At 57.0% G+C, this 21,681-nt stretch carries 15 protein-coding genes and 5 pseudogenes; 5 read left to right on the top strand and 15 right to left on the bottom strand.

What is annotated here, in order from left to right; genetic code table 11:
• Positions 1-597 precede the first annotated feature (597 nt).
• The 10 genes and pseudogenes from JNO11_RS16545 to JNO11_RS16500 form a co-directional block, all read right to left on the bottom strand.
• On the bottom strand, positions 598-1,572 hold the full coding sequence (locus tag JNO11_RS16545; protein WP_010256519.1) for a glutathione S-transferase family protein: 975 nt from the start codon (positions 1,570-1,572) through the stop codon (positions 598-600).
• A 76-nt stretch (positions 1,573-1,648) separates the two neighbouring features.
• Positions 1,649-2,062 carry a DoxX family protein gene (locus tag JNO11_RS16540; RefSeq protein ID WP_010256522.1) on the bottom strand — a complete coding sequence of 138 codons (414 nt, stop codon included), beginning with the start codon at positions 2,060-2,062 and terminating at the stop codon, positions 1,649-1,651.
• A 202-nt stretch (positions 2,063-2,264) separates the two neighbouring features.
• Entirely contained in the window at positions 2,265-2,549 is a 285-nt protein-coding gene (locus JNO11_RS16535; RefSeq protein ID WP_010256526.1) for a YqjK-like family protein, read from the bottom strand.
• The gene (locus JNO11_RS16530; protein ID WP_010256529.1) at positions 2,549-2,944 is read right to left on the bottom strand and encodes a phage holin family protein; all 396 of its coding nucleotides are present in this window, start codon (positions 2,942-2,944) and stop codon (positions 2,549-2,551) included. Before JNO11_RS16530 ends, JNO11_RS16535 begins: the two co-directional genes overlap by 1 nt.
• A 2-nt stretch (positions 2,945-2,946) precedes the next feature.
• The gene (locus tag JNO11_RS16525; RefSeq protein ID WP_010256532.1) at positions 2,947-3,252 is read right to left on the bottom strand and encodes a YqjD family protein; all 306 of its coding nucleotides are present in this window, start codon (positions 3,250-3,252) and stop codon (positions 2,947-2,949) included.
• A 35-nt stretch (positions 3,253-3,287) separates the two neighbouring features.
• A pseudogene (locus tag JNO11_RS16520) lies at positions 3,288-3,663 on the bottom strand (DUF1090 domain-containing protein).
• Positions 3,664-3,857: 194 nt separating this feature from the next.
• On the bottom strand, positions 3,858-4,205 hold the full coding sequence (gene mzrA / locus JNO11_RS16515) for an EnvZ/OmpR regulon moderator MzrA (protein ID WP_010256540.1): 348 nt from the start codon (positions 4,203-4,205) through the stop codon (positions 3,858-3,860).
• Entirely contained in the window at positions 4,205-4,879 is a 675-nt protein-coding gene (locus tag JNO11_RS16510; RefSeq protein ID WP_010256544.1) for a DedA family protein, read from the bottom strand. The genes mzrA and JNO11_RS16510 overlap by 1 nt, the downstream gene beginning before the upstream one ends.
• Before the next feature lie 325 nt (positions 4,880-5,204).
• Complete coding sequence (gene exuR / locus JNO11_RS16505; RefSeq protein ID WP_022623920.1) at positions 5,205-5,981, bottom strand: transcriptional regulator ExuR; 777 nt, start codon at positions 5,979-5,981, stop codon at positions 5,205-5,207.
• 86 nt (positions 5,982-6,067) lie between these two features.
• Positions 6,068-7,372, bottom strand: coding sequence for an MFS transporter (locus JNO11_RS16500; RefSeq protein WP_010699779.1), 1,305 nt, complete (start codon positions 7,370-7,372; stop codon positions 6,068-6,070).
• 399 nt (positions 7,373-7,771) lie between these two features.
• Between JNO11_RS16500 and uxaC the strand changes: the two genes are divergently transcribed.
• The 3 genes and pseudogenes from uxaC (at position 7,772) to JNO11_RS16485 (ending at position 12,134) form a co-directional block, all read left to right on the top strand.
• Positions 7,772-9,187 carry a glucuronate isomerase gene (gene uxaC / locus JNO11_RS16495; protein ID WP_325177513.1) on the top strand — a complete coding sequence of 472 codons (1,416 nt, stop codon included), beginning with the start codon at positions 7,772-7,774 and terminating at the stop codon, positions 9,185-9,187.
• Positions 9,188-9,189: 2 nt separating this feature from the next.
• Positions 9,190-10,639: pseudogene (locus JNO11_RS16490) on the top strand (tagaturonate reductase).
• A 4-nt stretch (positions 10,640-10,643) separates the two neighbouring features.
• Positions 10,644-12,134: an altronate dehydratase family protein gene (locus JNO11_RS16485; protein ID WP_010256556.1), complete on the top strand. Its 1,491-nt coding sequence runs from the start codon at positions 10,644-10,646 to the stop codon at positions 12,132-12,134.
• Between the two features lie 295 nt (positions 12,135-12,429).
• Here JNO11_RS16485 and sstT read toward each other — a convergent pair.
• The 3 genes and pseudogenes from sstT to JNO11_RS16470 all read right to left on the bottom strand — a co-directional run bounded on the left by sstT (position 12,430) and on the right by JNO11_RS16470 (position 16,110).
• Positions 12,430-13,663: pseudogene (gene sstT, locus JNO11_RS16480) on the bottom strand (serine/threonine transporter SstT).
• A 235-nt stretch (positions 13,664-13,898) separates the two neighbouring features.
• The gene (locus JNO11_RS16475; RefSeq protein ID WP_010699777.1) at positions 13,899-14,867 is read right to left on the bottom strand and encodes a TerC family protein; all 969 of its coding nucleotides are present in this window, start codon (positions 14,865-14,867) and stop codon (positions 13,899-13,901) included.
• Between the two features lie 256 nt (positions 14,868-15,123).
• On the bottom strand, positions 15,124-16,110 hold the full coding sequence (locus JNO11_RS16470; protein WP_033769826.1) for a Gfo/Idh/MocA family oxidoreductase: 987 nt from the start codon (positions 16,108-16,110) through the stop codon (positions 15,124-15,126).
• Between the two features lie 146 nt (positions 16,111-16,256).
• Here JNO11_RS16470 and JNO11_RS24840 point away from each other — a divergent pair.
• Positions 16,257-17,949: pseudogene (locus tag JNO11_RS24840) on the top strand (chloride channel protein).
• On the opposite strand, the pseudogene JNO11_RS16455 reads toward JNO11_RS24840, so the two are convergent.
• Positions 17,946-18,450: pseudogene (locus tag JNO11_RS16455) on the bottom strand (M48 family metallopeptidase). The pseudogenes JNO11_RS24840 and JNO11_RS16455 sit on opposite strands and share 4 nt — an antisense overlap.
• 83 nt (positions 18,451-18,533) lie before the next feature.
• On the opposite strand from JNO11_RS16455, the gene rlmG reads away from it, so the two are divergent.
• On the top strand, positions 18,534-19,652 hold the full coding sequence (rlmG, locus tag JNO11_RS16450) for a 23S rRNA (guanine(1835)-N(2))-methyltransferase RlmG (RefSeq protein ID WP_192073185.1): 1,119 nt from the start codon (positions 18,534-18,536) through the stop codon (positions 19,650-19,652).
• Here the strand turns inward: rlmG and JNO11_RS16445 are convergent, their stop codons facing one another.
• The gene (locus tag JNO11_RS16445) at positions 19,653-21,671 is read right to left on the bottom strand and encodes an NADPH-dependent 2,4-dienoyl-CoA reductase (protein ID WP_325177511.1); all 2,019 of its coding nucleotides are present in this window, start codon (positions 21,669-21,671) and stop codon (positions 19,653-19,655) included.
• Between the last annotated feature and the right edge of the window lie 10 nt (positions 21,672-21,681).

Below are 21,681 nucleotides of genomic sequence, written 5' to 3'. Positions count from 1 at the left end.
CTGTCCACGCTTCCCGGCGTGGACTTCTGGCCCGCCGTCACGCCTCAGCGCTGCGGATAGCCCTTTCAGCAGCAGAGGCGCTCAGGCCTCCACTCTAGTGCCCTTTTTAACAATACACACTGAAGTTTCAGAGCAGGCCGGTGGCGGGCAGGGGCAGGCAATCCGCAGCGCTGAACAGAATGAGTCTGCCAGGAGAGCCCGCAGGACGCGGGCGAAAGGCGGGGCGGCACAGGATGTGCCATCCCCGGTGGTCCGTCAGGCAGAGGAATGAAGTGAAGGAACCGCGCAGCGGCGCGAGGACCGCCAGCCCCTGCCCGGCACCAGACTGCGTTATCACCTGTCGCTTAACTGACTGGCATTACCGCTTCGGCGGGGTTTTTGCTTTGTGACGCGCGGTGGTTTGAAGGTCAGCGGTGAGATCGCGCCTGCAAAGGAAACAGGGTCAGATCGGAAAGTCGCAAAATCCGTCATCCCTGACATGCTCGGCCCGCGCCATCCCTGGCGCGGGACGCTTTCCTCTTCTGACCCTGTTCCCTTCGCGTTTAGATTGTCATTGCGGTCAGATTGTATCTGCTCCCTGCGCGATATGCAGGCAGCTTAACCGCGGCCGTGCGGCTCGTCCCAGTCAAACGCCGGGCCCAGCGAAATGACGCCGTTCGGGTTGATGGTCTTATGGCTGCAATAGTAGTGATGACGAATATGCGGCAGATTAACCGTCTCTGCGATACCAGGCATCTGATAGATATCACGCAGGAAACCACTCAGGTTTCTGTAGTCACTGATGCGATGGCGATCGCATTTAAAGTGGGTCACATAGACCGGATCAAATCGCACCAGTGTGGTCCACAACCGCAGATCCGCTTCGGTCAATTGATCGCCAGTAAGATAGCGATGCTGGCCTAAAATCTGCTCCAGCCGCGACAGCGAATGGAACAGCGCAGTGACTGCCTCGTCGTAAGCGGACTGAGAAGTGGCAAAGCCTGCTTTGTAAACGCCGTTGTTCACGGTGTCGTAGATCCAGCTATTCAGTTCATCAATCTTTTCGTGCAGAGCAACAGGATAATAATCCCCGGCACGGGCACCGACAGCATCAAACGCACTGTTGAACATGCGGATGATATCGGCAGACTCATTGCTGACGATGGTGTTCTGCTGCTTGTCCCACAATACCGGCACGGTTACGCGGCCACTGTATTGCGGATCGGCGTGCAGATAGAGCTGATAGAGGAACTCATTCTGGTAGAGCTTATCGCCAGTCGCATCCTGAAAACTATCATCGAACGTCCAGCCATTCTCCAGCATCAGCGGATGTACCACGGAGACATCGATCATGCTATCCAGGCCCTTCAGCTGACGCATCAGCAGCGTGCGGTGCGCCCAGGGGCAGGCCAGCGAGACATAAAGATGATAGCGGTCGCGTTCGGCGACAAATCCCGCTTTACCCACCGGGCCAGCACTGCCATCCGCGGTAACCCAGTTGCGGAAAGCCGACTCTGAACGCTTGAAGCGTCCGCCGGTAGATTTGGTGTCGTACCAGGTGTCATGCCAGACACCGTCAATTAACTGTCCCATAATGGCTCCAATGCAAACAGGGCGGGGAAATGTCCCCGCCCTGCTAAGTATATGTGGCATTACGCTTTATGTGAGATTAGCGCGCAATCGCTGGCTGTGTTTTTCTTTTGCTGATCAGGCGATCAATGCTGTATGCACCAGGACCCACCAGACCTAACACCAGGAAACCACCGGCGATAGAGAGGTTCTTCATGAACATCAGCTGGTTCACGCCTTCGGCAAAGTTACTGTGAAACAGAAACGCGGTCAGGATAGTAAAGCCAGCAGTGAACAGGGCAGTGAAACGGGTCAGGAAACCAAACAGGATAGCCAGACCGCCGCCAAACTCCAGCAGGATAACCAGCGGCAGCATAAAGCCCGGGACGCCCATTGCTTCCATATATTGCTGAGTGCCTGCATAACCGGTGATTTTGCCCCAGCCAGCCGTAATGAACAGGATTGGCATCAGGATGCGAGCCAGTAACAAACCAACGTCTTCGAATTTTTTCATCATTTACTCCAGCGCTATCAGGGATGCAGGGCAAGCTGCCCGCAAGGTTTATGCCCGCTGAAAGCAGTATTGCGTTCATTGGGTTGATAGCTGGAGATGATAGTCGCGGAGTGGAAAGGTTGTAAGCGAGATATACTGTCAGTGTTTTTCAGAAATTCTGATGAAGAAAAGCCGGCCTTTTCAGGACCGGCTTTTAGCAAAATTAACGCGGTGGCAGAGCGGACTTGATCATGCGCCAGGTACTCCAGGCGCCGAATCCCCGTTTTACCCAGCGTAACAGCATGTTGGGACTGCGAACGGAGTAGATAGCCAGCGCACTGCTGCCAATGGCCAGGTAGCGGCGTAAGCTGAGGAAGGTGAACCAGCCGCGATCGTAATGGGCGGTGCCTTCCAGCCAGTCACGCCGCGCAGCGCTTAAATCCAGCCGCTGCTGCTGCACATGCTTAAGCAGTTCATGGATGCGTTCTTCACGCTCGCGGCGGCTCATCAGCGCTGGTCCTCAAGTAAATCCCGGTCTGTTTCCAGCTCCTTGCGCGTGTGGCGCAACAGCGTGGACTGACGTGATTTGTGAAGCGTCCAGAGCCCCAGAATAACCGCCAGCAGTAGCAGCGTGCCGGTCGTGATGCCAATGGCCATCAGACGGTACTGCGCATCCACTGCCCAGATAATCAGAACCATCAGGCTCATCAGACCAAATGCAGTGAACAGCATTGTCAGGCCAACCATCAACAGCAGCTGAATCAGGTTAGCTTTCTCGTGCTCCAGTTCCACCACTGCCAGACGAACGCGTGTCTCGACCATGCCAACCAGCGTGGTAACAATGCGCTGGCCGATGTTAATGACCCCTTTAGCCGGGCCGTGGTTATGCTGTGAGTCAGCCATAATTATCGACGCGAAATGAGCATGCCCAGTGCGACGCCAATCGCTGCACCGATACCCACACCATGCCATGGATTTTCACGCACGTAGCCTTCGGCTTTTTGCGCCGCTTCGCGGGTGGTCGCAGCAATGCGCTCGCTTGATTCGCCCAGACGTTCACGTGAGCTATCCAGCGCCACACGCGCTTTATTGCGAAGTTTATCCAGCTCGCCTTTGGATTTTTCAGTGCTGCTGCTCAGCACCTCTTCCAGGGTATCGGCCAGGTTTTTCAGTTCAGCACGCAAATGTTCCGATGATGTGTCTTTAGACATAAAATACTCCTTTAACATCAGTTGGTTAGTTCCGATTAATAGGGCTCCGCCTGTAACTTTTTCAGCTCCCGGCGCGCTTCATCCAGTTTTTGTTGTCGCTTAGCAATCTTCTCCTTGTCATGGCCCTCTTCACGCTCTTCCCTGAGTGCGTGCTCACGCTCAGCAACTTTCTGCTTCTGAGCGTTAATTCTTTCCAGATGGGCGGCCTTGAGCTTTTTTGTCGCTGCAATCGGCCCGGACTTCGGTCAGCGCGCGCTCCAGACCGTTAACCCGGCGCTGGTTGTTATGCTTCTGCGCCATCCCGATTTCACGCTGAATATCCTGCTCTTTCTGCTCACACAGCGATTCTGCCGCCAGCAGCGAACCCGACAGCGAAAACAGCGCGACTCCCAGTAATACTTGATATTTCATTGGTCCTGGACCCTTCCATTGCGACCTGATCCGTCATCACCCGCGTAATCATATGGCTGCGGGTCCTAAGAATCGACTCTCGCTTAAGCATAGACACCCATAGTAAAAAGTTCAAAGAAGACCGGGAGATAGAGCGCCTTTCAGACCGCCGAGCGATGGCGCGACGGTCTGAAAAGGAGAGGGGAATCGGGAGATTACGCCAGTGAGAGGTGCTGAGAGTGATCGTGCTGCGCCACAATAAAGCCCTGTGGCAGCAGACGGCGTAACACCTTCTGGGCCGCCAGGCTCTGCTCTTCGCTATCAAAATGGATGATCAGTGCATCACCCGCAGGCGTAATGCTTTTGATACGAATACCCTGCGCACTTAATTGCTGGTAGAGATAAAAACCATCGGGCAGGGTGGCGCCAGCATGGGAAACCCGAATCTGCACCACCGTCTCGTGCTTCATCAGACCGGGGACCACACAAAGCGCGACCAGCGCAAAGACGCCAGCGATCAACCACGGTAACCACCGTTTAGGAATAGCCTGCAGCAGTTTCATTACTCGGCTTTCCCGTTCTGATTCGCCTGACGTTTACGCCATATCACCACCAGCGATCCCACCAGACCAAACACCAGCAGCACCAGCGGCAGCATCATCAGGAAGAACATCATCTCATCTTCATAACGACGGAAAATCGGGGTTTTACCCAGCGCGAAGCCGATAACGGTCAGAATCACCACCCACAGGAACGCACTTACCCAGTTGAAGAACTGAAAGCGGGCATTACTTAGGCCTGATAATCCGGCGATGGTAGGCAGCAGAGTCCGCACAAACGCGATAAAGCGACCAATCAGCAGGGCAGATAAGCCGTGACGATGGAACATGCTGTGCGCGCGCAGATGATACTGGGCAGGAAGATGGGAGAGCCATTTCTGTACCGTGGGCGTGTTACCCAGCCAGCGGCCCTGTAAGTAGCTTACCCAGCAGCCAAGACTGGCACCGGTCGTTAACACCAGAATCGTCAGAGGGAAGCTCATGGTGCCTTTGGCAATCAGTACGCCGACCAGAATCAGCAGACTGTCACCCGGCAGAAATGCAGCGGGAAGAAGGCCATTTTCTAAAAACAAAATCATAAACAGCACGCCGTAAATGGCCCATACCAGCGTGGGATCGGAGAGGGTTTCGTAGTCCTGCTGCCAGAGGGCATGCAGCAACGATTGCAAAATATCCATCAATTCATTCCTGAACATCATTGTTAAACATGTCCCACAGGGACTTAAACGCAGACCGGCATTTCGTTATAAATTTTAGGAGCGCAGCCTGGGCGGGATTTTCCGGATCCTTCCAGAATTGATTGTTAAATCAGCGACTTTATAACCCCCAGTCGCAAAGGGTAATAAAAGGGCGATAACTGTAACAAAAATCGCCTGTCTGAGACAGGAAAACTCTCTGGCGAACAGGAGTTTTACCTTGTGAAACGGCGTGTAAAAAAGGAGCTTTACATGACCTGACACTATTGCAGATTAACTGACCATCTCAGGGCATTTTCAGGCACTTTTAGCGGGCGTTATTGGACCCATCAGGCAGGATGACCGGATTCTCACCAAACATGTATCGATCCACGTTAAATTCAAAATCATCCGCCGTCGCGTTAAACAGCATCTGTTTAGTATTTTCCAGATGTTGCCACATCGCCAGTTTGCTAGCGGCGGGATCTTTGCGCATCAGAGCTTTAAGAATCTGATCGTGGTCGTCGCACCAGCTGAGAATGCTGCGCTGGTCGATGTGTTCGTGAAGTTTGAGCCAGTAGGGATTGTGCAGGCGATGCAGCCACATTTTTTCAACGATGGCGGCTAAGGCACTGTTCTGGGTGGATTGCGCGATACGTACATGAAACTGCATATCCCACTCGGAGTCGCGGAAGTGATCCTCCTGGCGGGCTTTTTCCTGAATCGCCATCAGGTCGATAATGTCCTGACGCGTTACCTGCGTCGCAGCGAACTCGGCCACATTACTCTCAATCAGCTGACGAGCCTGGAGCAGTTCGAAGGGGCCAAACGTGGCGAACTCCAGCTGACTGCTGGTGGAAGCGATGCGGTTCTGCTGCTGGCTGGCAATGACGTGGATGCCCGAGCCTTTGCGGACCTCAACATAGCCTTCAACTTCCAGCATGATGATCGCTTCACGTACGACGGTGCGGCTCACTTCCATCTCTTCGGCAATCAGGCGCTCAGCAGGCAGTTTGTCACCCACCGGATAGATCCCGGTTTCAATGCGGCTTTTCAGCTCGCTGGCCAGCTGTTGATAAAGTCGACGGGATTCAGTGAAGTCCATAGCACAATCCTGGTAGCAGACAGATAAGTTGTTATACCACTTCAGGAGGTGCGAGGAAATGGGCTGGCTTGCGCCAGTCCGGCAGATTAACTGCGAACGGCGCTGGCCTGCGGAATAACGGCTTCGGCATTCAGCTCTGAAATGGGTTTATTTTTCAGAACCGTCCAGATAACGACGGCGCCCAGCAGATCAAACACCGCCAGCGCGGCAAACAGCGGGCTGAAGCCCAGCGTATCGGCCAGTGCACCGACCACCAGCGCAAACATGGTGCTGGCGGTCCAGGCTGCCATGCCGGTCAGGCCGTTAGCCGTGGCAACTTCATTGCGGCCGAAAACGTCTGAGGAGAGGGTGATCAGCGCGCCAGAGAGGGCCTGATGCGCAAACCCGCCGATGCACAGCAGACCAATGGCGACATAGGGGCTGGTGAACAGGCCGATGGTGCCCGGCGCAATCATTAACACCGCACCCATCGTCACGACCATCTTGCGGGAGACGATCAGGTTAACGCCGAACCAGCGCTGAAACAGCGGCGGCAGATAGCCACCGAGGATGCAGCCGAAGTCCGCGAACAGCATCGGCATCCAGGCGAACATCGCAATCTCTTTCAGATTGAAGCCGTAAACCTTAAACATAAACAGCGGAATCCAGGCGTTGAACGTTCCCCACGCCGGTTCTGCCAGAAAGCGCGGCAGGGCAATACCCCAGAACTGGCGGTTACGGATAATCTCCAGTGCTGACATTTTGCGGGTGTTGCCGGTCTGATGCTGCGCTTCCTGGCCGGAGATAATATAGTCGCGCTCTTCATCGCTCAGCTTCTTCTGCTGTTTCGGGTGCTTGTAAAACACCAGCCAGCTGAGTGCCCAGGCCATGCTCAGCACACCGGTCATGATAAATGCCATCTGCCAGCTGTGCGCCACGATCGCCCAGACCACCAGCGGCGGAGCCAGCATCGCACCGATAGACGAACCCACGTTAAAGTAGCCCACGGCGACCGAACGCTCTTTAGCCGGGAACCATTCGCTGCTCGCTTTCAGTCCGGCCGGGATCATCGCCGCTTCAGCCGCACCGACTGCGCCACGTGCCAGCGCCAGTCCGCCCCAGCTGCCCGCCATCGCCGTAGCGGCACAGAAAATCGCCCACATAATAGCAAACACCGCGTAGCCGACTTTGGTGCCGAGCAGATCCAGTACATAACCTGCCACCGGTTGCATCAGCGTGTAGCAGGCTGAATAGGCCGCAATTATGTAGGAGTACTGCTGCGTGGTGATATGCAGCTCTGACATTAATGTCGGGGCCGCCACGGCAATGGTGTTACGGGTCAGATACCCCAACACCGTACCGAGCGTCACCAGTCCAATCATGTACCAGCGTAACCCTTTGATCTTACGCATCCTCTACCTCTTCCAGTTCTGTATGCGGTCTTGCCGCTGTTGTTATCTGGAGCGGGACAGCACGTGATGCAGCTCTGCTCACGCCCGCAGGTTCTGTATGAGCAACCCTGTTATGACCTTGCCATTTGTGAGTCGCTAACGACCTCACGATGGGGCGAGAGCCTAACTTGTTATACAACTTTAAAAGTTGAGAGCCATCACAAAAACCCTTTCTGCACTGTGGGATACTGGAAACCTGCGTAATGACAGCCATTTAGCGCGATACGGGCGACAAAAACGTCCATAACGGCAGCCAGCTACCGCCGTTTATGTGAGCAGGATCGCAAATAAATCCGTAACGGACTAAAATTGGTATGATAACTTTGGGCCATCAGTGGTTCAGTCGATGAGGAAGCATGTATGTCACGTTTCATGACCGAAGATTTTTTGCTGGATACCGAATTCGCCCGTCGTCTCTATCACGACTATGCAAAGGATCAGCTGATTTTCGACTATCACTGCCACTTACCGCCGCAGCAGATTGCCGAAAATTATCGCTTCGCCAACCTTTATGACATCTGGCTGAAGGGCGATCACTATAAGTGGCGGGCCATGCGCGCCAACGGTGTGGCTGAGGCGTTCTGTACCGGTAACGCCAGCGATCGTGAAAAATTTGACGCCTGGGCGCGCACCGTGCCGCACACTATCGGCAACCCGCTCTATCACTGGACCCACCTGGAGTTACGCCGGCCTTTCGGTATTACCGATACGCTGCTTTCTGAGAAAACGGCTGACAGCATCTGGCATCGCTGCAATGAACTGCTGGCGCAGGATAGCTTTACCACGCGCGGCATCATGCAGCAGATGAAGGTGAAGATGGTGGGCACCACTGACGATCCGCTGGATGACCTGCGCCATCACCGCGCGCTGGCAGACGATGCCAGTTTCAGCGTTAAAGTGCTGCCGAGCTGGCGTCCGGACAAAGCGTTTAATATCGAAGCGGAAACCTTCCTGCCGTGGATCGAGACGCTGGAGCAGCTGACGGATATCAGCGTGCAGCGTTTTGACGATCTGCGCAGCGCACTGCATCAGAGGCTGGATCACTTCGCGGCGCACGGCTGTAAAGTCTCCGATCACGCGCTGGATGTGGTCTGCTACGCCGAGGCGGATGACGCTACGCTGGATGCGATTCTGGCGCGTCGTCGCAGCGGTGCCGCGCCCAACCCGCAGGAAACGGCACAGTTTAAAACGGCGGTGCTGGTCTGGCTGGGCAGCGAATATGCCCGCCGTGGCTGGGTGCAGCAGTATCATATTGGCGCACTGCGCAACACCAATCCGCGCCAGTACCAGCTGCTGGGGCCTGATGTCGGCTTCGATTCAATCAACGACCAGCCGCTGGCCGAACCGCTGGCACGCCTGCTGGGCGCGCAGAATCTCAATAATGCGCTGCCTAAAACCATTCTCTACTGCCTGAACCCGCGCGACAACGAAGTGCTGGCCACCATGGCGGGCAACTTCCAGGGCGAAGGTCAGGCGGGCAAGATGCAATTCGGTTCAGCCTGGTGGTTCAACGACCAGCTGGATGGTATGCAGCGTCAGATGACGCAGCTGGCGCAGATTGGTCTGCTGAGCCGTTTCGTCGGCATGCTGACCGATAGCCGCAGCTTCCTCTCCTACACCCGCCACGAATATTTCCGCCGGCTACTGTGCCAGATGATAGGCCGCTGGGTGGAGCAGGGTGAAGCGCCAGCCGATGAAGCACTGTTAGGTCAGATGGTACAGAACATCTGCTTCAACAATGCCCGCGATTACTTCGGCATCGAGCTGGGAGCCTGATAATGAAAAGGCTAAACCGTCACGACTTTCCGGGCGCAGTCTATCGCGACCGGGTGATCCAGTTCGGCGAAGGCAACTTCCTGCGCGCCTTTATTGACTGGCAGATCGACTGGCTCAATGAACATCAGGGCACCGATGCCGGGATCGTGGTGGTGCGGCCGCGCAACCGTGAAGTCAGCGACAGCCTGAATCAGCAGGATGGACTCTATACCACACTGATCCGCGGGCTGAACGATCAGGGCGAGCAGGTCAGCGAAACCCGGCTGATCCGCAGTCTCAACCGTGAAATCCAGCCCTGGCAGCAGTTCGGCGAGTTTATGGCGCTGGCCCGTAATCCGGATCTGCGCATGGTCTTCTCCAATACCACCGAAGCGGGCATCGCCTTTGTCGGCACGGATCAGCTTACCGATCAGCCTGCCAGCAGTTTCCCTGGCAAACTGACGCAGCTGCTGTGGGCGCGCTATTCCCACTTCAATGGCGCCAGCGACCGGGGCTGGCTGGTGGTGCCGTGCGAGCTGATTGACCATAACGGCGACACGCTGCGCGATCTGGTGCTGCGCTACGCCGATCAGTGGCATCTGCCCTCCGAATTTAAAACCTGGGTTCATCAGCACTGCGCGTTCTATAACACCCTGGTCGACCGCATCGTCACCGGCTTCCCGGCGGAAAGCGAGCAGCTACAACGCGAGCTGGGTTATGAAGATCGCTATCTGGTGGCGGGCGAAGTCTACTATCAGTTTGTGATTCAGGGGCCGTCGGCGCTGTTTAATGAACTGAAGCTGGCGGCGCTGTCGCCGCAGGTTCGGCATGTGGATGACATTGCGCCCTATAAAGCGCAAAAAAGTGGCCATTCTCAATGGCGCGCACACTGCAATGGTACCGGTCGCGTTTCTGGCCGGTATTGAGAGTGTGGGAGAGGCGATGGCCGATCCGGCTATCGCCGGATTTGTGGATAACCTGCTGCGTCACGAAGTGATCCCGACGCTGGATCTGCCTGCCGATGAACTGCACGCGTTTGCCGATGCGGTACAGCGTCGTTTCCGCAATCCGTTTATTCGCCACGCGCTGCTGTCGATTGCCCTTAATGGCATGACCAAATTCCGCACCCGTCTGCTGACGCCACTCCTTGCCGCGCATCAGCAAACCGGCGAGTGGCCGACACACATCACCTTTGCGCTGGCTGCGCTGATCGCTTTTTATCGCGGCGAGTCAGCCGGCAAAAGCTGGCCATTGCAGGACGAGCCGCAGTGGTTACAGCGCTACGCCGACGCCTGGAAAGCACTTGATGCGGATCAGCTGTCACCGCAACAGCTGGTGAACGGCGTACTCAGCGACGCGCAACACTGGGGTGAAGATTTAACCCGTCAGCCCGGACTGGCTGCGGCTGTCACCCAACACCTGCAAAATATCATCGCCCACGGAATGCGTGAGGCGCTGAGCCAACTGAGATAACGCTATGCAAGACGCAATTAAAATTGATCCCCGCGACAATGTCGCCGTGGCGTTACGTGATTTAGACGCGGGCGCCATGATAGAGCTGCCGCCACTGAGTGTGGCGGTGCAACAGGCGGTCGGACGCGGGCATAAATTTGCCCTGCAGCCTATCGCGCAGGATGAGCTGGTGATCAAATATGGGCTGCCGATTGCCCATGCCACGCAGCCTGTGGCCGCCGGTGAGTTAATCCATTCGCAGAACGCCCGCACCAATCTCAGCGATCTGGATCAGTATGCGTATCAGCCCGAGTTTGTGACGCTACCGCCGCAGCCGGGTGACCGTGAGGTGCAGATCTACCGTCGTGCTAACGGCGAGGTCGGCATCCGCAATGAGCTGTGGATCCTGCCGACCGTTGGCTGCGTCAACGGCATTGCGCGTCAGATCCTGCAGCGTTTCCTGAAAGAGACGCAGGAGGCAGAAGATATCGATGGCGCGTTCCTGTTCAGCCATACCTTCGGTTGTTCGCAGCTGGGGCAGGATCACGAAAACACCCGCACCATGCTGCAAAATATGGTGCGCCATCCTAATGCTGGCGCGGTGCTGGTGATTGGTCTCGGCTGCGAAAACAATCAGGTTGATGCCTTCCGTGACACCCTCGGCGCGTTTGAAAGCGACCGGGTCGAGTTTATGGTGTGCCAGCAGCATGACGATGAGGTGGAAGCCGGGCTGGAGCGGCTGCACGCATTGTATGAAAAAATGCGTCACGACCAGCGCGAGCCGGGCAAACTCAGCGAGCTGAAGTTTGGTCTGGAGTGCGGCGGTTCAGATGGTTTGTCTGGCATCACCGCCAATCCGTTGCTGGGACGTTTCTCGGACCAGATGATCGCCAATGGCGGCACGACCGTACTGACCGAAGTACCGGAAATGTTTGGCGCAGAACGGATTCTGATGAGTCGCTGTCGCGACGAGGAGACCTTCAGCAAAACGGTGGCGATGATCAACGATTTCAAACAGTATTTTATCGATCACCAGCAGCCGATCTACGAAAACCCGTCACCAGGCAACAAAGCGGGCGGTATCACCACGCTGGAGGAGAAGTCGCTGGGCTGTACTCAGAAAGCGGGGCAGAGCCAGGTGGTCGATGTGCTGAAGTATGGCGAACGGTTAAAAACGCCGGGGCTGAATCTGCTGAGTGCGCCGGGCAATGATGCGGTCGCCACCAGTGCGCTAGCGGGAGCTGGTTGCCACATGGTGCTGTTCAGTACCGGACGCGGCACACCTTATGGCGGTTTTGTGCCGACGGTGAAGCTGGCCACCAATACGCCGCTGGCGGAGAAGAAACCGCACTGGATCGACTTTAATGCCGGACGGTTGATCGAGGGAATGAGCATGGATGCGATGCTGGAAGACTTTGTCGACAGCATTGTGGCGATTGCCAGCGGTCAGCCGACCAACAACGAGAAGAACGATTTCCGCGAGCTGGCGATTTTCAAAAGCGGTGTGACGCTTTAAACAAAAACGACCCGCTAAAGTACGGGTCGCTTGAGATCGTTGACAAAGTCCGACTCTGTGGCGGTGAGACCGAGCCTGCGAAGGGAACACGGTCAGATCGGAAAGTCGCAAAGGCCGTCATCCATGACACGCTCGGCCCGCGCCATCCCTGGCGCGGGACGCTTTCCTCTTCTGCCCGTGTTCCCTGCGCGTTGAGTTTATCCGTTGCGGCTGGATTAACCCTGATGTGGGCATAGCAGCAGTCTTAAGCAATCCGTAATTATTCATACGGGTCGCCTTTTTTATGTTAACTGAATCAGGCCCGGCTGGTTTCGCGATCCGCTTCTGCCTGACAGACGGCGGCGGTAAACAGAATATCGGTTGAGGAGTTCAGCGCGGTTTCCGCCGAATCCTGCAATACGCCGATAATAAAGCCGACCGCCACCACCTGCATTGCCAGATCATTCGGAATGCCGAACATGTTACAGGCCACCGGGATCAGCAGCAGCGAACCGCCCGCCACGCCAGATGCACCACAGGCACAGAGTGATGCCACCAGACTCAGCAGAATCGCCGTCGGCACATCAATGCTGATCCCCAGCGTATGCACCGCCGCCAGCGTCAGCACGGTAATGGTAATCGATGCCCCCCGCCATACTGATAGTTGCACCCAGCGGAATCGACACCGAATAGGTATCCTCATCCAGATCCAGACGTTTCGCCAGCGCCATATTTACCGGAATGTTGGCGGCAGAACTGCGGGTAAAGAAGGCGGTCACGCCGCTTTCGCGCAGGCAGGTGAAGACCAGTGGATAGGGGTTGCGACGGATTTTATAGAACACCAGCAGCGGGTTCACCACCAGCGCCATCAGCAGCATACAGCCGATCAGTAACGTCAGCAGATGGGCATATTGCCACAGCGCGCCAAAGCCGGTAGACGCGAGGATCGAGGCCACCAGACCGAAAATACCGACCGGTGCGCAGCGAATCACGCAGCGTACCAGCCAGGTCACCGCATGAGAGGCATCATTGAGAAAGGCGCGGGTGCTGTCACTGCTGTGACGGAACGCCAGCCCGAGACCAATTGCCCACACCAGAATGCCGATGTAGTTGGCGTTCATCAGGGCCGTGATCGGATTCGACACCATGCTCATCAGCAGTCCGCGTAATACTTCGGTAATGCCGGATGGTGGTGTGATTTCCGTGGTACCCACCGCCAGCGTCAGCGTCTGCGGGATCAGATGGCTGAAGACCACCGCGACGACCGCCGCGAAAAAGGTGCTCAGCAGATAAAGCATAATAATCGGCCGGATATTGCTCTTCTGTCCCTGCTGGTGGTTGGCAATCGAGGCGATCACCAGCATCAGTACCAGCAATGGCGCGACTGCTTTCAGCGCACTGACAAACAGTTCACCCAGCAGACCGACCGCGATAGCGGCATCGTGTGAAATCCAGGCGAGCGCCACACCGGCGATCAGCCCAATCATGATTTGCTTCACCAGGCTTCCGGCGAGCAGCGTGCCCAGACGTGCGGAGAGAGTTTTCTGCATAATATTTTCTATATTTTGTCGCGGATGTAGTTTCAGACGCGATGTTTTGCATCGGCTAAAACGGTTTGCCCGGCGGAGTATAAGGAAAAGATCGGACGAGAAAAGAGAAAGTTCTGTCACTGTGGAGCAGGTCAGATTTTTATTATGCTGGATAGTGGAAGTGTGACAGAGGGATGAAATGGCGTGACAGGCTGCCACAAAATAAAACAGGGGCATCGGCTGCCCCTGCAGGTAATTATGGTGCGAGCTTTTTCTGGTCTCTTTTGCGGTTAACCCAGGCATTAATCAGCAGGGTTGATGCCAGAATGGCACCGACCACACCCAGCGAGATACCGACCGGGATATGGTAGAGGTCGACAATCAGCATCTTAAAGCCGATGAACACCAGCACAATCGCCAGGCCATACTTCAGCATCGAGAACCGTTCCGCCACGTTTGCCAGCAGGAAGTACATGGCACGCAAACCCAGGATAGCGAACAGGTTTGAGGTCAGTACGATAAACGGGTCAGTGGTCACGGCGAAGATCGCCGGGATACTGTCGACCGCAAAGATCACGTCGCTGATTTCCACCATGATCAGCACCAGCAGCAGTGGCGTCGCAAACAGCACGCCGTTTTTGCGGGTGAAGAACTTCTCGCCGTCGAGATCGTCAGTCATGCGCAGATGCTTACGCAGCCAGCGCACCACAGGTTTTTCGCCCACTGCGCTGTCATCCTCTTTCGCCAGCGCCATTTTCACACCGGTGAACAGCAGGAAGGCACCGAACACATAGAGGATCCAGCTGAACTGCGTGACCAGCCAGCTACCGGCGAAGATCATGATGGTACGCAGCACGATAGCGCCTAATACCCCATAGATCAGCACCCGGCGCTGCAGATTGGCCGGAATAGAGAAGTAACTGAACAGCATCAGCCAGACGAAGACGTTATCCACCGCCAGCGCTTTTTCCAGCACGTAACCAGTCAGGAAGGCGAGCGTCTGCGTGTTAGCGACTTCACGTCCCGCGCTGCCCTCCAGATACCACCAGAAGGCGGCGCTGAACAGCAGTGAGACTGAAACCCAGATCAGCGACCAGACGGCCGCCTGTTTGAAAGACATGGTCTGCGCGCCACGGCGTCCCTGCAACAGCAGGTCGATAGCCAGCATGATAAGCACCACAACCGCAAAGCTGCCCCACAGTAAAGGCGTACCCACAGTTTGCATATTCGTATCCTGTCCGAAAAATAAAAAAAACGGCTGAAGTCAGAAGACGTCAGCCGCTTATTTTTGTGTAAGCAAACCTCGCCTTCCGGCAAGGTCTCACTTACAACACAGAAATTGATTCCGGGTTGCCTGATGACCGGATGCTTTCGCATCGTAATGACGATCAATCAGCTTACAAGTTACTCCCCTTTGCAGGAGGGTAAGTTACGGTTTAGCCGCACAGGAAGCAACATCTCTCAGACATATTTAGAAATATTTACACAGCAGCCTGGTCGGCCGGGAAGATCACGCCGGTCTGGCGGCGTATCTCTGTCAGCAGCGACGCAGTAATCCGCGAAACCTCAAGCGAAGGGTGGTCCACCTGGCGCTGCTCAACCAGCCGGGCAAAAGCGGCGGCCTCATACAGCATGGTGTTGATATGCTGCGGCTGGCTCAGCGTCTGCTTTTCCGCGCCCCGCGGCACAAACGTCAGCTGCTGGCACTCCGATAGCTTTTCGATGACCAGTGCGCCCGCTTCACCCTGAATCTCGCTGGGCAGGCTGGAATCACTCACCTTAGAATGCAGAATCGTCACGTCGAAATCACCGTAACTCAGCACTACCACGCCGTGCGCGTCCACGCCGCTCGCAAGCAAAGTCGCCCTGGCCTGCACGCGATCTGGCTCGCCCCACAGCGTCACCGCCGAGGCCAGGCAGTAATAACCGATATCCATAATTGAGCCATTCGACCAGCGCGGATCAAATGTATTGGGGTTCTCACCGTTGAGATAGCGTGGGTAGCGTGAGGAGTACTGGCAGTAATTCAGCAGCGCTTTTCGCAGTTTACCCACGTCAGGCAGTGCCTGCTGCAGCCGCAGGAAATTAGGCAGGCTGGCAGTTTTAAACGCCTCAAACAGCACCACCTGATGCTCACGGGCGCAGGCGATCATCTGTTCCACTTCTGCCAGGTTAGAGGCCAGCGGTTTTTCGCAAATCACATGCTTGCCGTGCGACATAAACAGCAGCGCCTGCTGGCAGTGCAGTGCGTTGGGGCTGGCCAGATAGACCGCATCGATCTCCGGGCTGGCGGCCAGCGCTTCCAGTGAGGTAAAGGTCTGTTTGCAGGGATAATCGGCGATAAAGGCCTCAGCCTGCTGCTGACTGCGTGAATAGACCGCACAGAGCTTCATCGCTCCGGTTTCATGAGCGGCATCAATAAACTGGCGTGTAATCCAGTTTGTTCCCACAATGGCAAAACGAATCACGTCATCTCTCCGGCAGCTGTAAAGCGGCAGAGTAACATCTCACCCACACTGTGCAATGGTGCCGGGCGGGCAGGGATTGATCCTGCGATCCGCATTCCAATAATATGCGGAAGCGATGATGTTTATGTACCAACCAGGGAGCGCAGGTGAAAGCAAGTAAGCACGCATTAAACTGGACCACACTTCTGATCGCCATTCCGGTCGGGTGTGCGGCGTCGCTGGTGACGCTGGCTTTCCGCGGCGTGATTGAACTGATCAACCATCTGCTGTTTGCCCGCAGTGGCGAAATAACCGAATCCCTGCATCTCTGGCCGTGGATATTCTGGCCGCTGCTGGTGGGGGCGGGCGGCGTACTGGCGGGCTATTTTCTGCGTTATGCCGTTGCCATTGAGCAGCAGCAGACGGTGAAAACGGATTACCTTGAAGTGATCAACGCCCGGCTGGATGCGGTGCCGACCCGGACCTCACTGTTCCGCGCCTTATCGTCGATTGCCAGTATCGGCAGCGGCGCGTCGATAGGTAAAGAGGGGCCGATGGTGCAGCTCTCGGCACTGTGCGGCAGTGCGATTGGTCGCCTGTTACCGGCCTCACTTAACCTGAAAAACAGTGACGTGGTGGCGATGGCCGCGGCGGCGGGCCTCGCGTCGGTTTACCATGCGCCGCTGGCGTCGGCGATTTTTGTGGCGGAAATCGCCTTCGGCATTTCTGCGTTGCAGCGGCTGATCCCCCCTGATCATCGCTGCCGCCACGGCGGTGATGACCATGTGGACGCTGGGTTTTCGCAGCGCGCTCTATCCGCTGGCAAACGCGAACTTCGCCATGGATCTCAGCAGCCTGCTGATGACGGTAGTGATTGGTCTGTGCGCCGGTCTGGCGGGCTGGATCGTGATTAAATGCATCGCCCGCAGCAAAGTGCTGTTCAGCCGGGTCGCCTCCCTGCCGCTGCGCCTCGGGGCGGGCGGCTTTGCGGTCGGCTTACTGGCGCTGATCTCCACTGATATCCTCGGCAACGGCTACGAGGTGATCATCAAAGTGATGGCAGGGCACTACCTGCTGCCGGGTCTGCTGCTGTTGCTGGTGCTGAAAACCCTCGCTACCAGCCTGTCGGTAGGGTCGAACGCCGTCGGCGGACTCTTTACCCCTTCGCTGCTGATTGGCGCGCTGCTGGGGGGTGATCATCGCGACGGTGGGGGGCGGCGCTGCATCTGCCGCTCGGCAATGTGCTGCTCTATGCCGCGATTGGTATGGCGGCGGTGCTGGCAGCAGTCAGTCAGGCGCCGTTGATGGCGATGCTGATGGTGCTGGAGATGACGCTCAACAGCAGCCTGCTGTTTCCGCTGATGATCGCCACGGTGCTGGCGTCGATGGTGGTCTATCGCCTGCAATCCGCCAGTACTTATCCGGTCGTAAGTCATCACTTCAGCCGTTCAGAAGCGAAATATGATTTCGATAATATGCGCATTGCCGAGCTGATTATTGCGGGTGCGGCGTTGCAGCCGGAGGAGTCGGTGGGGCAGGCGCTGGCGGTCAGCTCCCTGAAGCGCGAACGCTATGTTTATGTGATCAACGCCGCGGGCGCTTTCCTCGGTGTGGTCTCGATTCATGAAATTTCGCGCCGGGTGCTGGCCCAGGAGATCACCCTCGATTCACCGGTGCAGTGCGTGATGGATCAGGATTTCCCCGTGGTGTATCAGAATCAGAGTATGCGTGAGGGATGGGAAGCCTTTGCGGCGGTGACGCTGGAGCGGTTGCCGGTGCTCAACAATCCGCAGGAACGGCGCTTTCTGGGGGGCGCTGACCAAAACCAGTCTGATTCAGAAAGCGCAGGAGTTTCTTTAAGCCGCGTTGCCGCGCATCGCCTGGTCCGTCATCCACAGTCGCGCATCAAATTCGAGCTGGTGATAATCCGGCTCCATATGGCAGCAGAGCTGGTAGAACGCCTTATCGTGATCTTTCTCTTTAAGGTGTGCCAGCTCATGCACCACGATCATCCGCAGAAACGGCTCTGGCGCGAGGCGGAAAAAGGTCGAGATACGGATTTCCGCTTTCGCCTTAAGCTTACCGCCCTGAATCCGTGAGATGGCTGTGTGCAGCCCGAGTGCATGCTTCATCACCTTAATCCTGTTATCCCACATCACTTTGCTGATCGGCGGCGCATTGCGCATATAGCGATTTTTCAGCGCCTGCGTGTAGTCATACAGCGCTTTATCACTCATCACGTCATGAGTGTCAGGATAACGTTCCTGCAGGAACGCACCTAAGCGCTGATGGGCGATCAACGACTGAACCTGCTCAAGAAGGGGGGGCAGGATAACCCTGAAGGTAGATCAGTGAGGACATTAGGGATTCCAGGCGAAAGACAGTATACTGCGCCCCCGATTTTGGGGCGAAAATCAACCAAAGTGTACCACGCCGGAGAATTCATGAGCCAACTTGAACTGAACGATCGCACACTGATCCTGCATCGCTTCCCGCAGATGCGTGACGAAAGTCCATTACAAGCCTGGGATGCGGCTGATGAATATCTGTTACAGCAGGCGCTGCCAGAGGGGCCGGTGCTGGTCTTCAACGACAGTTTCGGGGCCTTAACCTGCGCCCTGAATTCGCGTCCCGTCTGGCACGTCAGCGACTCCTGGCTGAGCCAGCAGGCCGCCCGTCAGAATCTGACCTTTAATGGGCTGGATGACAGCGACGTTCACTTTGTTGATAGCCTGGCGGAACTGCCTGCTTCACCTGCGGCTGTGCTGATCAAGGTGCCTAAAACCCTGGCGCTGCTGGAGCACCAGCTGCGCGCCATTCGCGAAGTCGTCACGCCTGATACGGTGATTCTGGCGGCGGCGCGCGCCAAAGAGATCCATAACTCTACCCTGCAGCTGTTCGAACAGATCATTGGTGAAACCAAAACCTCACTGGCGTGGAAAAAAGCGCGTCTGATCTACAGCCAGTTCAGCAAGCCTGAACTGCGTGAGGCCACGCCGACGCTGGTCTGGCCGCTGGATGGCACCCCTTATCAGATTCACAACTACGCCAACGTCTTCTCGCGCGCTTCGCTGGATATCGGCGCACGGCTCTTTGTGCAGCATCTGCCGGAAAACATTGAGGGCGAGATTGTCGATCTCGGCTGTGGTAACGGCGTGGTGGGACTGGTGGCGCTGGAGCAGAACCCGCAGGCCGAGGTGCATTTCCTTGATGAGTCTTACATGGCGGTCGCTTCCAGCAAGCTTAACGTGGAAGTGAACCGTCCTGAGGATCTGTCACGCTGTCAGTTCCTGGTGAACAACGTGCTGAGCGGCTATCCGTCAGATCGGCTGCACGCGGTGCTGTGCAACCCGCCGTTCCACCAGCAGCACGCGGTGACCGATCACCTGGCATGGCAGATGTTCCGTGATGCCAAACGCTGCCTTCAGTATGGCGGCGAGTTGCGTATTGTCGGCAACCGCCACCTCGATTATCACCACAAGCTGAAGAAGCTGTTTGGTAACTGTACGCTGATCGCCTCTAACCAGAAGTTCGTGGTGCTGCGCGCGGTGAAAATGCGCTAGTCAGACGGTTAATGCCAGCTGCGTCGCCTGCGCAATCGCACGGCGCGCATCCAGCTCCTGCGCCACATCCGCACCGCCGATGACTGTCACCCTCTGTCCTTTTGCACGCAGCGCGGCTTCCACTTCGCGCTGCGGCTCCTGTCCGGCACAGATAATCACGTTATCGACCTCCAGCAACAGCGTTTCGCCGTTGCGCCGCAGATGCAGGCCGCTGTCATCAATCGCCAGATACTCAACGCCGCCCCACATCTCAACGCCCTGCGCCTGAAGACTGGCGCGATGGATCCAGCCGGTGGTTTTTGCCAGCCCGGCACCCGGTTTTCCCGATCGGCGTTGCAGCAGCCAGATTTGCCGTAACGCGGCAGGCGGCTCGGGTTTCATCACGCCGCCACGCTGCGTCAGGCTGTGGTCGATGCCCCATTCGGCATAAAACGCCGCCAGATCTTCGTCATGGGATGGCTGTGACAGATACTCCGCCACATCAAAGCCAATACCGCCGGCGCCGATAATCGCTACCCGTTTACCCACCGGGCGCTTATCGCGCAGCACCTCCAGATAGCTCAGCACGCTGGGGTGGTCGATGCCCGGAATATCGGGCGTACGCGGCTGAATGCCGGTCGCCAGCACCACTTCATCGGCGTCACTCAACTGATCCGCCGTCACCCGACTGCCTGTCTGAACCGTCACGCCTGCGGCCGCCAGCTCATGCCGGAAATAGCGCAGCGTTTCGCTGAACTCTGATTTGCCAGGGATCAGCCGTGCAAGATTGAACTGGCCGCCTATCTCCGGCGCGGCCTCATAGAGGGTTACCTGATGGCCGCGCTGCGCCGCCTGTAGCGCAAACGCCATGCCGGCCGGACCGGCGCCCACTACGGCCAGCCTGCGCGGGGCGGTGCTGGCGATGACCGGCATAAGCGACTCATGGCAGGCGCGCGGATTGACCAGGCAGGAGGTAATTTTACCGGCGAACACCTGATCGAGGCAGGCCTGATTACAGGCAATGCAGGTGTTGATGCTGTCCGGTTCACCGCGCTGTGCTTTAGTGACAAAGGCGGGATCGGCGAGAAAAGGGCGGGCCATCGACACCATATCGGCGCAGCCGGACTGCAACAGCTGCTCGGCGACGGCGGGATGGTTGATGCGATTGGTAGCGATGACCGGCACCTTCACCTGTTCACGCAGGCGCTGCGTCACCCACGCAAAGGCCGCACGCGGCACGCAGGTGGCGATGGTCGGGATGCGCGCCTCATGCCAGCCAATACCGGTATTGAACAGCGTGACGCCGCACTGCTCCAGCTCGCCCGCCAGCAACAGCGTCTCCTCCAGCGTGCTGCCCTCTTCGATCAGGTCGAGCATCGACAACCGGAAGATGATGATAAAGGCGTCGCCGGTCGCGGCGCGAACGGCGCGGGTAATCGCCAGTGCGAACTGCATCCGCTGCCGGAAGTCGCCACCCCAGCGGTCGGTGCGCTGATTGGTGTGCTTCACCAGAAACTGATTAATCAGATAGCCTTCGGAACCCATGATCTCCACGCCATCGTAGCCCGCCTGCTGTGCCAGTCGGGCGCAGCGGGCAAAGTCCTCAATGGTCTGTTCAATCGCCGCCTCGCTCATCGCCTGTGGCGTAAACGGGTTAATCGGCGCCTGGCGTGCCGAGGGCGCAACCAGATCGGGCTGATAGCTGTAACGGCCGGTATGCAGGATCTGCAGGGCGATTTTGCCCTGATGCTGATGTACCGCCTCCGTGATCTGCCGGTGCCAGTCACATTGCGTCTCGTCGGTGAGCATCGCGCCATGCGCGGTGGTGACACCCTGAGCATTGGGGGCGATGCCGCCGGTGACGATCAGCGCGACACCTTCACGCGCCCGCTCGCCGTAGAAAGCCGCCAGCCGGGCTGCGCCATCCGGGTGTTCTTCCAGTCCGGTGTGCATTGACCCCATCAGAAAGCGGTTTTTCAGTCGGGTAAAGCCAAGGTCAAGCGGCGTAAACAGCGCAGGATAGTCAGGATTGACGGACATGATAGTCACT

This window comes from Pantoea sp. 1B4 (genome assembly GCF_016925765.1).
In the GTDB taxonomy this organism is placed as follows: domain Bacteria; phylum Pseudomonadota; class Gammaproteobacteria; order Enterobacterales; family Enterobacteriaceae; genus Pantoea; species Pantoea agglomerans.
Note: the sequence above shows the minus strand (reverse complement) of the source record. Positions and strands in the feature narration are given on the sequence as shown.

Bases quoted from the DNA above. Each gene is read 5' to 3' on its own strand.
- JNO11_RS16545 (WP_010256519.1), bottom strand. From the start codon at position 1,572: ATGGGACAGTTAATTGACGGTGTCTGGCATGACACCTGGTACGACACC.
- JNO11_RS16540 (WP_010256522.1), bottom strand. From the start codon at position 2,062: ATGAAAAAATTCGAAGACGTTGGTTTGTTACTGGCTCGCATCCTGATG.
- JNO11_RS16535 (WP_010256526.1), bottom strand. From the start codon at position 2,549: ATGAGCCGCCGCGAGCGTGAAGAACGCATCCATGAACTGCTTAAGCAT.
- JNO11_RS16530 (WP_010256529.1), bottom strand. From the start codon at position 2,944: ATGGCTGACTCACAGCATAACCACGGCCCGGCTAAAGGGGTCATTAAC.
- JNO11_RS16525 (WP_010256532.1), bottom strand. From the start codon at position 3,252: ATGTCTAAAGACACATCATCGGAACATTTGCGTGCTGAACTGAAAAAC.
- mzrA (WP_010256540.1), bottom strand. From the start codon at position 4,205: ATGAAACTGCTGCAGGCTATTCCTAAACGGTGGTTACCGTGGTTGATC.
- JNO11_RS16510 (WP_010256544.1), bottom strand. From the start codon at position 4,879: ATGGATATTTTGCAATCGTTGCTGCATGCCCTCTGGCAGCAGGACTAC.
- exuR (WP_022623920.1), bottom strand. From the start codon at position 5,981: ATGGACTTCACTGAATCCCGTCGACTTTATCAACAGCTGGCCAGCGAG.
- JNO11_RS16500 (WP_010699779.1), bottom strand. From the start codon at position 7,372: ATGCGTAAGATCAAAGGGTTACGCTGGTACATGATTGGACTGGTGACG.
- uxaC (WP_325177513.1), top strand. From the start codon at position 7,772: ATGTCACGTTTCATGACCGAAGATTTTTTGCTGGATACCGAATTCGCC.
- JNO11_RS16485 (WP_010256556.1), top strand. From the start codon at position 10,644: ATGCAAGACGCAATTAAAATTGATCCCCGCGACAATGTCGCCGTGGCG.
- JNO11_RS16475 (WP_010699777.1), bottom strand. From the start codon at position 14,867: ATGCAAACTGTGGGTACGCCTTTACTGTGGGGCAGCTTTGCGGTTGTG.
- rlmG (WP_192073185.1), top strand. From the start codon at position 18,534: ATGAGCCAACTTGAACTGAACGATCGCACACTGATCCTGCATCGCTTC.
- JNO11_RS16445 (WP_325177511.1), bottom strand. From the start codon at position 21,671: ATGTCCGTCAATCCTGACTATCCTGCGCTGTTTACGCCGCTTGACCTT.